Here is a 14,794-nt window from a genome sequence, read left to right on the forward strand (position 1 = left end):
TAGATTTTTCTATCACCAACAACAGATATTATAGAGCCGATTAATTTAATGAGTAGGGCATTTTGATGTATGTTTCATCAATAAAACCACCATCTTTTAATTCAAACCAAACGTCGTTACTTGATGATAGTTGACTGATTAAAGTAACCTGTGTATTGTCAGCTAAAGTTCGTAGTTTTTTGCCATAAGGTTTAGTGTAAATAGTCACAGATTTATTAGGAATGTAATCAATTGAAGCAGAGTGATTCATTATTTTTTTGGTGAATTCATTGGCGTTTTTATCAGGTAATGAAGCATATTTTGGTTCATTAATTATTTTTACATTAGAAGTACTTTCTAACCATTGATTACCACCAATACTGTACCAAATAGTGCCTGAATTCGTTTCGATTTTTTCAAATACTTGTAAAATAACACCAGCAGGTAAGAAAGCGGGATAGCAGTTACCATCGGGTAAGTCGTAAGGGCGTGCGCGTTTTGTAATTTGGATGTATGCGTCAATTTTATCGACGGTTTTCCAATTTAAGTTACGATAATAGTAGTAGATGGTCTGCTGTTCATTTGTAAAAGTACCATAACTAGTTTTTGAGGCGCGCAACAAATTAAACCCTGGAATATTTACAGGATCATAAGTGAAAGGTTCATTCAAATGACCACGCAGTAAAGTAGGTGAGCCAATTAAATAACCGCCATCAATATCTTGATTATAAATCCAAACGGCAGCGCCATGTTTCTTTTCATAGCTTAAAATAATAGCACCGTAGTTAGTTACAAAAGTACTTGTGAATCCTGAAATGCCAACTAGATTATAATCATTGATTGGTTCAAATTGAAGTCTTAAATCACTACCTATAGTGCCACTGATAATTTGCGGACGAGATAAATTATTATTATTTTGATCTTTATAGTAAACAATCATTGTGGCATCTGAAACAGATGTTGGTAAAAAGGTTTTTTCTTCAATGACTTCATGTTTCTTTTGTTTTGGTGCCTTATATTTTTTTGTTGATTCAGAATTGAATACAAATTGTATATCGGAAGTGGAATTAGGTTGGTCATTTTTTGTAAAAACAGACAACATATTCCGGAAGAAATCTCTTAAGGCGATTTTAATCAGCTCCATTCATAATCTAATATCATAATTATAACCTAAAAAGCTTAATTATTGGGAAAAAGTGTTTGAAATATCGTTTATTTATTTAAAATGATGAATAAATATAAAAAAAGATGCCAACTCAGAAATAATTATCTGAGCAACATCTTCAGTTTGGTCTTTATTTTTCAACGTTAGAGTCGGAATCTTTAGCATCAGTAGTTGTATCGGCTGATATCTTAATTTCATCTTTTTCAATTTTTGCAGCTAATTTTGTTACATCAGGATTATCAAGGTAGAAGTCAGCTATTTGATCTTCAATCTGTTCTTGAATAACACGTCTTAGTGGACGAGCACCCATTGCGGGATTGTAGCCTAAATCAACTAATTTTTCTTCAACCCGATTTGTAACGTGAAGTTCTAAGTTTTGATTTTTAAGAACTTTATTGACGTCATCAAGCATGATACTTACGATTGAAACTAAGTTTTCTTTACTTAATGAGTTAAATTCAACAATGTCATCAAAACGGTTTAAAAATTCAGGACGGAAGTAATTTGATAGTTTATCAATGATGGCATGTGTTGAGCCTTCTGACGTTGCACCAAAGCCAACATTTGCTTCAGCATCAGCACTTCCAGCGTTAGATGTCATAATGATAATCGTATCTTTGAAACTTACCACACGACCTTGTGAATCTGTTAAACGGCCATCTTCAAGAATCTGCAAAAACATATGCATAACATCAGGATGTGCTTTTTCAACTTCATCTAACAAGATTAAACTGTATGGATTACGACGAACCTGTTCAGTTAATTGACCAGCTTCTTCATAACCGACATAGCCAGGAGGGGAACCAATCAATTTAGAAACTGAATGTTTCTCCATGTATTCACTCATATCGAAACGAATCATGGATTCTTTTGTTCCAAATAATTCTTTTGATAACTGTTTAGCAAGTTCTGTTTTACCAATTCCAGTTGGTCCAACAAACAAGAATGAACCGATAGGACGCCCAGATTTATTGAATCCAATCCGGTTACGGCGGATGGCGCGGGCTACTTTATCAATGGCGTCATCTTGACCAATGACATTAGCTTGAAGGGAAGTGGCTAAATTTTTCAATTGTTGTTGCTCTTTTTCCTTTAGTTCGCCTACAGGAATTCCTGTTTTTTCTTCAATAATTTGTTCCATTTCTTTTTCGGTTACAATTGGTAATTCATCAGAATCAGTATTACTATCTTGTAATTCTTTGAATTTTGCGACTTGATCGCGATAGTAGGCTGCTTTTTCATAATCTTCGTCGGTTAGTGCAGCTTGTTTTTGAGTTTCAGCGTTTTTAATTTTTTCTGCAACTAATTTGGGATCAATAGCTTTAATAGTTAAATTCATTTTTGAACCAGATTCATCAAGTAAATCGATGGCTTTATCTGGTAAAAAACGATCTTGAATGTAACGGTCAGAAAGAGAAGCAGCAGCTTCAATTGCTTCATCACTATAATGAACATGATGGTAGGCTTCGTATTTCTTTTGAATGCCTTTTAAAATGACGATTGATTCTTCGACACTAGGTTCATCAACTTGGATAGGCTGTAAACGACGTGCCAGTGCAGCATCTTTTTCGATTTGACGATATTCATTTAGAGTTGTTGCACCAACGAGTTGTAATTCGCCTCGGGCAAGAGCTGGTTTTAAAACGTTACCGGCATCCATACCACCTTCAGCATTACCAGCACCTACAATTTCATGAATTTCATCAATGAAGAGAATGATAGACTTATCATTTTTTAGTTCCTTCATTAATTGTTGCATTCGTTCTTCAAATTGACCGCGGATACCCGTTCCTTGAACTAATGAAACAACATCTAATCGAATAACTTGTTTGTTTAAAAGTTTTTGAGGAACAGCTGAATCAACAATTTTTTGAGCTAATCCTTCAACGACAGCTGTTTTACCTACACCAGCTTCACCGATTAGAACAGGATTGTTTTTTGTCCGACGATTCAAAATTTCAATAATTTGATCGATTTCTTGATCGCGACCAATGACCGGGTCAATATTTCCTGCCCGTGCTTCATCGGTTAGATTAAGACCAAATTGGCCAAGGATTGTATCCTTACCATTATTTTTATTAGCGCCACCATTTCTACCAGCTTGGGTAGGAGGTGTCTGGTCTTTTCTTTGTGAGCTATTATTTTGACTATTCGGTGCAATCGCATTAAATAAATCATCAAGGTTACCAAAGCTAAATGGATCTTGTTGATTATTACGGATTTGACCATTACTTAAACGTTCTTGTTCATCTTTTAGTAATCGATAACAATTTTGACATAGATCGTATTCTTGATGCTGACCATTTAAGTTAGTTGATAAGTGTATTGTCGCTGGATTGATTTGACAATTTTGACAGATCATATGTGTCACAACCTTTCATATTTCGTTCGTATAGTTTAGTTTATCTAAGATCAAAAACATGTTGACCATCTTTGACCTTCGATGAATAGTATACAAAATATGGAAAAATTCTGCAAGCAATTAGAACTCCTTTTTTACATTTTATGTACGCTAATCTATAATGAATTTAGTATAGTAGATTTTAGTGAGAAGAGGTTTGAAAATGAGCGAAGATTATAAAGCAAAAATTGATGCATTAATTGCTGGTGAAATAGAGACAATAACAATCAACCCAGATGAATTTATGGCTTTTCAACTTGTTTGGCAAAAAGAAAAATTACGTAAGGCAATCGTTGGTAATGCGCAAAGAGAAGGTCAAATTATTTACAAATATGTTAGTTTGAAAAACTAAAGACTTGTATCATTTTTTAAATAATGGTATTATTTGTCTCTAAAGACTAATGTGTTTAATTTATTAATGAAAACGTGTTCTTTGCTTTTGTTAGTGGGTTATGCATTTTTCTAAAATAAAAAAATATAGAACATCAAGGAGATAATTAATTATGGAAAAGAAAGACTTTCACGTAATCGCAGAAACAGGTATCCACGCACGTCCAGCTACATTATTGGTACAAGCAGCAAGCAAATTTACTGCTGACGTTGCTTTGGTTTACGGAGAAAAATCAGTAAACTTGAAATCAATCATGGGCGTTATGTCATTAGGCGTTGGTCAAAATGCTGATGTAACAATCACTGCTGATGGCGCTGACGAAACAGATGCAATCGCAGCTATTACAGAAACAATGACGAAAGAAGGACTTGCTGAATAATGTCGAAAATGCTAAAAGGGATTGCTGCTAGTGATGGTATTGCCATTGCTAAAGCATATATGTTGGTTCAACCCGATTTGTCATTCTCGCAAGTAAGCATTGAAGATCCAGAGTCAGAAATCAAACGCCTTGATGCTGCTGTTGCAGCATCAAGTGAAGATTTGAAACTAATCAAACAAAAAGCTGCAGAAAACCTCGGCGCAGAAGAAGCCGAGGTTTTTGAAGCTCATTTGACAATCCTTTCAGATCCTGAACTTATGGGCAACATTGGCGATAAAATCAAAAATGATAAGGTCAACGCTGAAGCAGCATTGAAAGATGTCACAGATATGTTCATTTCGATGTTTGAAGATATGACTGATAATGCTTATATGCAAGAACGTGCAGGCGATATTCGTGATGTTACGAAACGTGTAATGAGTCATTTATTAGGAGTTACAATTCCTAATCCTGCTCTTATCGATCAAGAAGTTGTGGTCGTTGCACATGATTTAACACCATCGGATACAGCCCAATTAAATCGTAAATTTGTTAAAGGATTTATTACTGATGTTGGTGGACGTACTTCTCATTCTGCTATTATGTCTCGTACGCTTGAAATTCCTGCTGTTGTAGGCGCTGGTGATCCAACGACTGCAATCTCAGAAGGTGATATGGTTATTGTTGATGGTATCAATGGTGACGGAATTATCAATCCTACTGCTGAAGAAATTTCAACATATGAAGCAAAAGCAAAAGCTTTTTCTGATCAAAAAGCTGAATGGGAAGAACTAAAAGACGCTAAAACAGTTACTGCTGATGGCGTACATTTTGATTTAGCTGCTAATATCGGTACACCTAAGGATGTTGAGGGTGCAGTAGATAATGGTGCTGAAGCAGTTGGTTTATTCCGTTCAGAATTCTTATACATGGATGCTAGTGAATTACCTTCAGAAGATGATCAATTTAAAGCTTATAAAGCTGCAGTTGAAGGTATGAATGGTAAACAAGTAGTTGTAAGAACAATGGATATTGGTGGCGATAAGGAATTACCTTACTTGCCATTACCAGAGGAAATGAATCCGTTCTTAGGATATCGCGCAATCCGTATTAGTTTGGATCGTCAAGATATTTTCAGAACACAACTTCGTGCTTTACTTAGAGCTTCTCATTATGGACAATTAGCAATTATGTTCCCTATGATTGCAACTGTTGATGAATTTAAATCAGCGAAAGCTATCTATACTGAAGAACGTACTAAGTTAATTGACGCTGGTGTACCAGTAGCAGATAAACTTGAAGTCGGTATGATGATGGAAATTCCTGCTGCTGTTATGAACGGTGATCATTTGGCTAAGTATGCTGATTTCTTTAGTATTGGTACAAATGATTTAATTCAATATTCAATGGCTGCTGATCGAGGTAACGAACAAGTGTCATACCTTTACCAACCTTATAACCCATCAATTTTACGTTTGATTAAAATGGTAATTGATTCGGCTCATAAAGAAGGTAAGTGGGCAGGTATGTGTGGCGAAATGGCCGGCGATCAAATTGCCGTACCTATTTTAGCTGGAATGGGACTTAATGAATTCTCAATGAGTGCTTCATCAATTCTTAAAACACGTAGTTTAATGAAAAAATTAGATACAACAAAAATGAAGGAATTAGCTGACAAAGCTGTTTCTGACTGTGAAACTAATGAAGAAGTTATTGCATTAGTTGAATCTTACATGAAATAAATTAAACACAAAAAAACTGATAATTTCGATTATCAGTTTTTTTGTGTTTAATTGGGAATAGATGAGAATAGTCTACTTTTATTGCATAACGGGTGAGAAACCAATATAATTAGAACTATTATATTAGAATAGACAAGGGGACCTTATCGTGAATATTGGAATTTTTACAGATACATATTTTCCACAAGTGAGCGGTGTGGCGACTTCAATAAAAACACTAAGAAACGAGCTCGAAAAAGAGGGACATACCGTCTATATTTTTACGACGACTGACCCACATGTTGATAAGACAGTATATGAACGTAATATTTTTAGGTTCTCTAGTATTCCATTTGTTTCTTTTACAGATAGAAGAATTGCTGTTAGAGGCTTATTTCAAGCTTACCAAGTGGCAAAAGAACTAAATTTAGACGTTATTCATACACAGACTGAATTTTCTATGGGCTGGATTGGCAAATTTGTTGCAAGAAATTTAAAAGTTCCTTGTTTACATACCTATCATACAATGTATGAAGATTATTTACACTACATTGCCAATGGTAAGTTATTGAAACCATACCATGTTAAGCAAATGACAAAAACATTTGCATTCCATATGAGCGGGATTATCGCACCAAGTACACGTGTTCAGACATTGCTACAGAAGTATGGTGTGAAATCAGAAATACGAGTTATCCCTACAGGGGTAGACATTTCTCAATTTGAACAAATTGAAACAGAAGATTATCGTTCTAAATTAGACATTTCTGAAGATCGACCAGTCATGCTTGCGTTAAGTCGATTAGCATTTGAAAAGAATACACAAGAAATTATTGATGGTATGCCAGCGATAATTGAAAAAGTACCGAATGTTTTACTTTTGATTGTAGGGGATGGTCCGGCACGTGAAACCCTTGAAGAGCAAACAGAAAGTTTAAATTTAAAGGACAACGTTAGATTTATTGGTGAAGTTGATAATGATGAGGTATTCCATTTTTATCAGTTAGCAGATTTATTTGTGTCTGCATCAGTAACAGAATCTCAAGGATTGACGTTTATCGAAGCTTTAGCTGCTGGAACACCGGTTATTGCTAAAACGGGTAAATATACTGATGAGTTAATGGAAAAACCAGAAGTTGGTAAAACTTTTTCATCTGAAACTGAAATGGTGACTGATATTATTGATTACTTAAATAGATGTCATGAAGAAGTTGATCCAGAACCAAGATTAGAAAAGTTAAAAGAAATTTCAGCGGCAACATTTGGATCAAAAGTTGCTGAGTTTTACCAAGATGCTCAAATTCATTATGTTGAAATAGAAGAAGAGGATGACGAAATCAGTCATTTATAAACGAATTTATTTTCAAAGGAGTTTCAACCATGCTATTAATTAACATGTTTTCTGCGGCCAATTCGGTTAAAGGACAAGGGGTCGGTAGCGCATATACCGAAATGATGAAGTTGCTCAAAGAACGCTTTCCAGCTGAATTTAAAATTAGTGTGAATAAATATAGTCGCTCAGATATTAGTCATTACCATACCATCAATTTTCCTTATTACCTTTCGACTTTTATGCCAGGTAGAGGTAAAAAAATTGGCTATGTCCATTTTTTACCAGAAACACTTGAGGGAAGTGTTAAAATTCCACAACCTTTTAAAGCCATTTTTTATTGGTATGTAATTGCTTTTTATAAACGAATGGATCATATTGTCGTGGTTAATCCAAGTTTTATTCCAAAACTTGAAGCGTTTAAGATTCCAAAAAAACGCGTCACGTATATTCCTAATTTTGTTTCAAAAAAAGTTTTTTATGAAAAAACCGTGGAAGAAAAACAAGCTTTTAGAGATGCGTTGGGTATTCCAGCCGATAAATTTGTTGTTTTTGGTGATGGTCAAGTTCAAGAAAGAAAAGGTGTGCCCGATTTTATTAAGTTAGCTAAACAAAATCCTGATATCCAATTTATTTGGGCCGGTGGCTTTTCATTTGGTAAGTTAACTGACGGTTACGCTGAATTAAAAAAAGTAGTTGATAATCCGCCTAGCAATTTAACGTTTACGGGAATTATTGATCGAGAAGCTCTAGTAAATTATTACAATATTGCTAACCTTTTCTTGTTGCCATCTTTCAATGAATTGTTTCCAATGTCAGTATTAGAAGCATTCAGTTGTGGGACACCTGTATTATTGCGCGATTTAGATCTTTATAAAGCGGTTATTGAGGGCTATTATGATGCCGCGACAGATGTTAATGGTATGCAAATTAAATTGAGAAAATTAAAAGAAGATCCCAATGCGTTATCAGTTTTGCATGACAAAGCAGATCAGGCATCAGCATACTATTCTGAGGATAGATTGGCTGAAATTTGGCATCAATTTTACTTGGACCAGAGCAAAGAGGGCTAAAAGATGACTCGAAAAAACATAGGTTTATTGACGTTAATGGTTATAATTGGGATGGGGATATTCGCTTATTCTTTAAAAAATGTATCAATTCAGTCGCTCGTTAAAGCTTTAGTTAATATTAATATATGGTGGTTATTAGTAGCAGTATTTTGTATCTGTATGTACTTTGTCATTGAAGCATTTGTTGTTCAACGGTTCATGATAGGGCAACATAAGAGGTTTACATTTAAGAATGCAATTCGTATTCCACTGATTGAACAATTATTTAATGGAATCACACCTTTTTCAACAGGTGGACAACCTGCACAATTGTTTGCGATGGCTCAGTCAGGTGTAGATGCTGGTCGTGCAAGTTCCATTTTATTAATGAAATTTGTCGTTTACCAGGCAATGATTGTTATTAATTTTATTGTTTGTTTACTAATTGGGTTTCAATACATTCAAGATAAAGTTAATTATCTAATGGTATTTGTGATTTTTGGATTTGTGATTCATTTAGCTGTGATTACTGCTTTGTTAATGATCATGTATTGGTATGGATTCACTAAAAAATTAGTGTATGTTTGTATGCTAGTTGTTAAGTTATTCGTTAAAGGGGATCGTTTTGATCGCTGGAATACAAGTATTTATTCAAAAATTGAAAATTTCCATAAAGAGAGTTTACGTATGAAGAATGAAAAGAAAATGATTTTTCACGTTTTTGTATTAACATTCTTCCAACTTGCGTTTTACTATTTAATTCCATACTTTATCATGTTGTCATTGGGATACACATCGGTGAATGTGATTATGATTACAGCACTTCATGTGCTTATCGTCATGGTAATTTCACTTTTCCCAATTCCAGGGGGAACCGGTGGTGCAGAATATAGCTTCGCGATTGTCTTTTCTAGTTTCATGACCAGTCACAGTAAATTGATTTTAGCCATGTTGTTATGGCGTATTTTAACTTACTATGTTGGACTATTTGCGGGAATGTTTGCTTTAGTTGTTAAACCAGATAAGGTAGAAGAAGTTGGAATTGAAGATTAAATAAATAAAATGTGATAGTAACCATTGCTAATGATAGATTCTCTATTATTGGCAATGTTTTTTTTGTATTTTACAAGTAGGAGAACGGGTTTCTTTAAGCAATACTAAAATAGCTAATCAGTTTAGTACTATTCAAAATAACGACAAAAAAAGCACTGTCAAATGACAATGCTTTTATGAAATATAGTTATTTAATGAAGTTTTTATTCGTTAGTTTTTAAAAGTTGTTAAATATATTGTGATAAAGCGTCTTTAACTTGCTCTTTTGAATGGTAACCGACGAGAGTATCAACAACTTCGCCATCTTTTTTAATCATTAATGTGGGAATTCCCATGATACCAAAATCGTCAGCTGTTTTAGGATTCTGGTCAACATCCATTTTAGCAAATTTAACCTTGTCACCTATTTCTTTTTCTAATTCCTCAATTGCTGGAGATTGCATTTTGCAAGGGCCACACCATGTTGCCCAAAAATCCGTCAATGTTATACCTGAATCTGTAACTGTTTTGAAATTTTCATCTGTAATTGCTTGTACCATTTGAATTCCTCCTTTATTTATTTGAATATAATATCAGAGAAAAAACAATTAGCCTAAATATATGCTTACAAAAAGTAAGTATAAAGAAATAACGCCGTATTTTTATTTATTTTGTGTCATGTAGTCATTCAAACGTTCCATCCCAAGCACTAAATTCTCCATACTAGAAGCATAACTTAAGCGAACGTAACCTTGACCAGAATCACCAAAAGCAGTTCCTGGAATTAAGGCAAGTTTATTATTAAAAGCTAGTTCTTTACAGAATGCCATAGAATCTTGATTGTATCCTGCAGGAATCTTTGCGAAAATATAAAAAGCGCCACTAGGTTGTGCCATTTCAAAATGCATTTTTTTCATTTCAGCCATAACGAAATCACGACGTTTTTTATATTCAACATTCATTACACGACCATCGTCTTTACCGTCACGTAGGGCAGCAATTCCAGCACGTTGAGAAACACTTGTTGCAGAGGTTACTAAGTATTGATGAACTTTTTTTAATTCATTAGTCATCGCTTTGGGAGCAAGCAAGAATCCAATGCGCCAGCCAGTCATGGCATGCGATTTTGATAAACCATTAATTAGGACAGTTTGGTCACGGATATATTTTGCAATTGAGACATGTTCATGATCATAAGTTAATTCACTATAAATTTCATCACTAATTGCCCATAATTTTTGCTTTCTGATTTCATCAGTTATCGCAATAACTTCATCTTCGGTCCAAGAAATACCAGTTGGATTACTTGGATTAATTAGGATAATACCTTTAATATTTTCATTTGGATTATCTTTAACAGCTTGATTAATCATCTCAGGTGTTAATCTAAAGTTATTATCACGTGTGTTGATAAAAATTGGTTTAACCCGATTTAAAGTAATCAGTGGCATATAGCCAGGGTAGAGTGGCGTTGGGACAAGAACGGCATCGCCGGGGTTGAAGATAGTCTGTAAGGCAGTTGCGATGGCTTCAGTTGCACCAACTGTAACTAGAATTTCAGATTGTGCATCATAAGTAACGTCATATTTTTCATTAAAAAATTCACTGGCAGCTTCACGTAACTCAATATCACCAGCCATACCCATATAATGTGAGTAATTTTCATGAATGGCTTCGATGGCAGCTGCTTTAACATGATCGGGTGTATTAAAATCTGGTTCACCCATTGTTAATTTAATCATATCCGGAATTTGGCTCACTTCATCATCAAATTGACGAATATCTGAGACCTCTATTTTAAATACTTGATCGTTCAAATCTTTTCTAAATAAGCTCATTTTTATGCCTCCAAGTCTAATAAGTAACATTTTAGCATAAAAACAAGTTAAGAAACGATTATAATCTGCTTAATCAGGTGTAAATGTATAGAAAATTTGGTATTATTAACTATGATATTGAAAGGGGAACAACTATGAAAAATTCTCAGTTAGTAGCAATCATTAGCCGCCTAGAGGCTATGCAAAAAGAAGATAACGGCGAAATCCAAACAAGACACTTCGAACGTGAAGGTGTTGAAAAGGGAATCGTTGAATATGATCCAGATATGAAAGCATACACGTTAGAAGATTTAAGTAACCATACTAAATTTCCTTTCGATGATATTGATTTAATTGCAATGGAAGTTTACGACTTACTATTTAGTTAATCGATAACTGAAACATAGATTGAAAGACATTTTCGTGTTCTCGAAAACTGATCTTAAAAAATGGAGGCACTAAGATGCGGTCAACTTTAAAATATGTTCAGGATAAATTGAGCTCAAGATGGGGATTCCTCCTCTTGACGCTCGTTTTATTTTGGGCCAAAACAGTTGTTGCTTATGAAACCAAATTTACATTAGGTGCAACAGGTAGCATGCAACAATTTTTACTTTATATTAATCCAATACCAACAGCATTATTGTTATTTGGAATTGCAATCTACTTTAAGGGTAAAAAATCATACTGGATTTTGCTGATTGTTGATTTTATTCAAACATCATGGCTTTTTGCAAATATGATTTATTATCGTGAATTTTCAGATTTTCTTTCGCTAGGAATTATCAAAAATTCAGGTTCAGTAGCTAATAATCTAGATAAGGGAATTGCCGGTATTTTACGACCAACCGATTTCTTTGTTTATATTGATATTATTATTTTGATTTTGATTCTTGTCTTTAAATTAGTCAAAATTGACTATAACCCAATTAAAAAGCGTTATGCTTTTATCCTGACTATTGCATCTGTACTTTTAGCTTTGGGAAACTTAGGTTTAGCTGAAAAGGATCGTTCTCAATTATTGACAAGAACTTTTGATAATAACTATATTGTTAAATATTTAGGCTTGAATTTCTATGCGGGATATAATGTTTATCAAACGCAAAAAGAAAGTGCGACACGTAAAAATGCCACTGCTAAAGATATGGATAAAGTTCTAAAGTATTTGGATGAAAATCGTGCTAATTCAAATATAAAGTATTATGGAAAAGCGAAGGGTAAAAATGTTTTTGTGATTCATCTAGAAAGTTTCCAACAGTTCATGATTGATTACAAATGGGATGGTCAACAAGTTACGCCTAACATTAATAAATATTATCATGATCAAAATACATTATCGTTTGATAATTTCTTTAATCAAGTTGGACAAGGTAAAACGTCTGATGCTGAAATGATGTTGGAAGCATCCCTTTATGGGTTACCATCTGGTTCAGCAATGACGACTTATGGTACACAAAATACATTCCAAGCAGCACCAGCCATTCTTGATCAAAAAGGCTATTCTACAGCAGCTTTCCATGGTGACGTGGGTAGTTTCTGGAATCGTAATAATACTTATAAATCATTTGGTTACCAGTATTTCTTCAGTGAACCTTATTATGATGTCAAAGCTAACTATAAAGTTGGTTATGGGATGAAAGATAAGATTTTCTTGAAGCAATCGGTTAAGTATATTGAACAATTACCCCAACCTTTTTATGCTAAACTCATCACACTAACTAACCATTATCCATATGATTTAGATAGTGCGAATACGTCAATTAAAAAGACGGATACAGACGATAGTACGGTTGATGGTTATGTTCAAACATCTAAATATCTTGATCAATCATTCGGAGAATTCGTTAGTTACTTGAAGAAGAGTGGCTTGTATAAGGACAGTATGATTGTGATGTATGGTGATCACTATGGTATCTCTAATAATCATCCGAAAGCTATTGCACAGCTTTTAGGTAAAGACAAAGTAACCAGTTATGATTTAACGATGTTCCAAAAGGTACCATTTATGATTCATATGAATGGCCTTAAGGGCGGTATTAATCATACTTATGGTGGTGAAATTGATGTGCTACCAACTTTACTTGATCTATTAGGCGTTAAGAATACCGATACGGTTCAATTTGGTAATGATTTATTATCGAAAAATCGTAACCAAACGGTTGCCTTTAGAAATGGTGATTTCGTTTCACCAACCTTTACAAAAGTTGGAAATACCACGTATAATACTAAGACTGGTAAAGAAATCGAAAAACTAACGGCAGCACAACAAAAAGTTTATAACAAAGAATTAAAACATGTTACAACGTCATTATCATTATCAGATGAAGTTATTACGGGTGATCTATTAAGATTCTACACACCAAGTAATTTCACTAAAGTAAATAAATCTGACTATAATTATAAGAAAAGTGACGCTCTTGAAACTTTGAAAAAAGCACAGGAGAAAGAAAAAACCAGTTTAATTGAACAACACGGTGGCGTATCTACCGAAAGTTTATTCAAAACTGATGCTCCAGAATTAAAATAACGATTGAAGTCATAACGTCATGTTATGGCTTTTTTTGTTGTAACCTTTACACAATCTTTACAATACCCCCACAGGACCTTTACATTAAAAATATAAACTTAACGTATAAGTTAAATATCGATATTTATGGAGGAAGTTACTATGAAAAAGGGATCTTTAGTAATGATTGGTGGAATTTTATCCATCATGTTATTAACTTTAACGGGGTGTGAGACACAATCAAATTCAGGAAAATCGATTACAATTGTTGGATCTACAGCTTTACAACCTTTAGTTGAGGCAGCTGGTGAAGAATACGGGACCGAAAATGTTGGTGTCTTTGTTAATGTTCAAGGTGGCGGATCCGGAACAGGGTTGAGTCAAGTTCAGGAAAAGGCCGTTAGTATTGGTAACTCAGATGTTTTTGCTGAAGAAAAGTCGGGTATTAAGGCAAGTAAACTTGTAGACCATCAAGTTGCCGTTGTTGGAATTACGCCAGTTGTGAATAAAGGTGTGGGCGTTAAAAACGTCTCAAAAAAACAACTTATAGATATTTTTACTGGTAAATTAACAAATTGGAAGCAACTAGGTGGCAATGATTTACCAATTGTCCTTTTAAATCGTGCATCTGGTTCGGGAACACGATTGACATTTGAAAAATGGGGATTAGAAGGTAAGCAAAGTAAAGATGCACAGGAACAAGATTCAACGGGAATGGTTCGACAAATTGTCGGATCGACACCTGGCGCAATAAGTTATATGGCTTTCTCATACGTTGATAAAACGGTCGATGTACTTTCAGTTGATGAAGTTAAACCAACTGAGAGCAATGTTGCCTCCAACAAATGGAAAATTTGGTCATACGAACATATGTATACGAATGGTGAACCCACAGGATTAACAAAACAATTTTTAACTTATATGATGTCAAATAAAATTCAAAAACAAGTTGTTAGTAAATTAGGTTATATTCCTACAACACAGATGCAAGTTAGTCGCATGGTTGATGGTAAAATAACACCAATTAAAAAGGGGATGTAGT

The 14,794-nt window shown here is 34.2% G+C and carries 13 protein-coding genes; 9 read left to right on the plus strand and 4 right to left on the minus strand.

Annotated features, from left to right (window positions below; genetic code table 11):
• Positions 1 to 40 precede the first annotated feature (40 nt).
• Together ACE83Q_RS00320 and ACE83Q_RS00325 are read right to left on the minus strand one after the other, a co-directional pair.
• On the minus strand, positions 41 to 1,123 hold the full coding sequence (locus tag ACE83Q_RS00320; RefSeq protein ID WP_409022157.1) for a MucBP domain-containing protein: 1,083 nt from the start codon (positions 1,121 to 1,123) through the stop codon (positions 41 to 43).
• Positions 1,124 to 1,274: 151 nt separating this feature from the next.
• Positions 1,275 to 3,506: an AAA family ATPase gene (locus ACE83Q_RS00325; RefSeq protein WP_409022158.1), complete on the minus strand. Its 2,232-nt coding sequence runs from the start codon at positions 3,504 to 3,506 to the stop codon at positions 1,275 to 1,277.
• Positions 3,507 to 3,708: 202 nt separating this feature from the next.
• Here ACE83Q_RS00325 and ACE83Q_RS00330 point away from each other — a divergent pair, with 202 nt between their 5' ends.
• From ACE83Q_RS00330 to ACE83Q_RS00355, 6 genes are all read left to right on the plus strand, one after another.
• On the plus strand, positions 3,709 to 3,897 hold the full coding sequence (locus tag ACE83Q_RS00330; RefSeq protein WP_057973672.1) for a hypothetical protein: 189 nt from the start codon (positions 3,709 to 3,711) through the stop codon (positions 3,895 to 3,897).
• A 151-nt stretch (positions 3,898 to 4,048) separates the two neighbouring features.
• Complete coding sequence (locus tag ACE83Q_RS00335; RefSeq protein ID WP_409022159.1) at positions 4,049 to 4,315, plus strand: phosphocarrier protein HPr; 267 nt, start codon at positions 4,049 to 4,051, stop codon at positions 4,313 to 4,315.
• Complete coding sequence (gene ptsP / locus ACE83Q_RS00340; protein ID WP_409022160.1) at positions 4,315 to 6,036, plus strand: phosphoenolpyruvate--protein phosphotransferase; 1,722 nt, start codon at positions 4,315 to 4,317, stop codon at positions 6,034 to 6,036. The genes ACE83Q_RS00335 and ptsP overlap by 1 nt, the downstream gene beginning before the upstream one ends.
• A 148-nt stretch (positions 6,037 to 6,184) precedes the next feature.
• Entirely contained in the window at positions 6,185 to 7,366 is a 1,182-nt protein-coding gene (locus ACE83Q_RS00345) for a glycosyltransferase family 4 protein (RefSeq protein WP_409022161.1), read from the plus strand.
• 29 nt (positions 7,367 to 7,395) lie between these two features.
• Positions 7,396 to 8,418 carry a glycosyltransferase family 4 protein gene (locus ACE83Q_RS00350; RefSeq protein ID WP_409022162.1) on the plus strand — a complete coding sequence of 341 codons (1,023 nt, stop codon included), beginning with the start codon at positions 7,396 to 7,398 and terminating at the stop codon, positions 8,416 to 8,418.
• 3 nt (positions 8,419 to 8,421) lie between these two features.
• Positions 8,422 to 9,450 carry a YbhN family protein gene (locus tag ACE83Q_RS00355; RefSeq protein WP_409022163.1) on the plus strand — a complete coding sequence of 343 codons (1,029 nt, stop codon included), beginning with the start codon at positions 8,422 to 8,424 and terminating at the stop codon, positions 9,448 to 9,450.
• Positions 9,451 to 9,677: 227 nt separating this feature from the next.
• On the opposite strand, the gene trxA is transcribed toward ACE83Q_RS00355, so the two are convergent.
• Entirely contained in the window at positions 9,678 to 9,989 is a 312-nt protein-coding gene (gene trxA / locus ACE83Q_RS00360; protein ID WP_409022164.1) for a thioredoxin, read from the minus strand.
• A gap of 102 nt (positions 9,990 to 10,091) precedes the next feature.
• Positions 10,092 to 11,267, minus strand: a complete 1,176-nt coding sequence (locus ACE83Q_RS00365; RefSeq protein ID WP_409022165.1) for a pyridoxal phosphate-dependent aminotransferase — start codon at positions 11,265 to 11,267, stop codon at positions 10,092 to 10,094.
• Positions 11,268 to 11,401: 134 nt separating this feature from the next.
• On the opposite strand from ACE83Q_RS00365, the gene ACE83Q_RS00370 reads away from it, so the two are divergent.
• From ACE83Q_RS00370 to ACE83Q_RS00380, 3 genes are all read left to right on the plus strand, one after another.
• Positions 11,402 to 11,635, plus strand: a complete 234-nt coding sequence (locus ACE83Q_RS00370) for a YkuJ family protein (protein ID WP_409022166.1) — start codon at positions 11,402 to 11,404, stop codon at positions 11,633 to 11,635.
• A 74-nt stretch (positions 11,636 to 11,709) separates the two neighbouring features.
• Entirely contained in the window at positions 11,710 to 13,773 is a 2,064-nt protein-coding gene (locus ACE83Q_RS00375; protein ID WP_409022167.1) for an LTA synthase family protein, read from the plus strand.
• A gap of 141 nt (positions 13,774 to 13,914) precedes the next feature.
• A complete protein-coding gene (locus ACE83Q_RS00380) occupies positions 13,915 to 14,793 on the plus strand; it encodes a phosphate ABC transporter substrate-binding protein PstS family protein (RefSeq protein WP_409022168.1) in 879 nt (292 codons plus the stop codon).
• The last annotated feature ends 1 nt before the right edge of the window (position 14,794 follow it).

This window comes from Dellaglioa kimchii (assembly GCF_046115505.1).
In the GTDB taxonomy this organism is placed as follows: Bacteria; Bacillota; Bacilli; order Lactobacillales; family Lactobacillaceae; genus Dellaglioa; species Dellaglioa kimchii.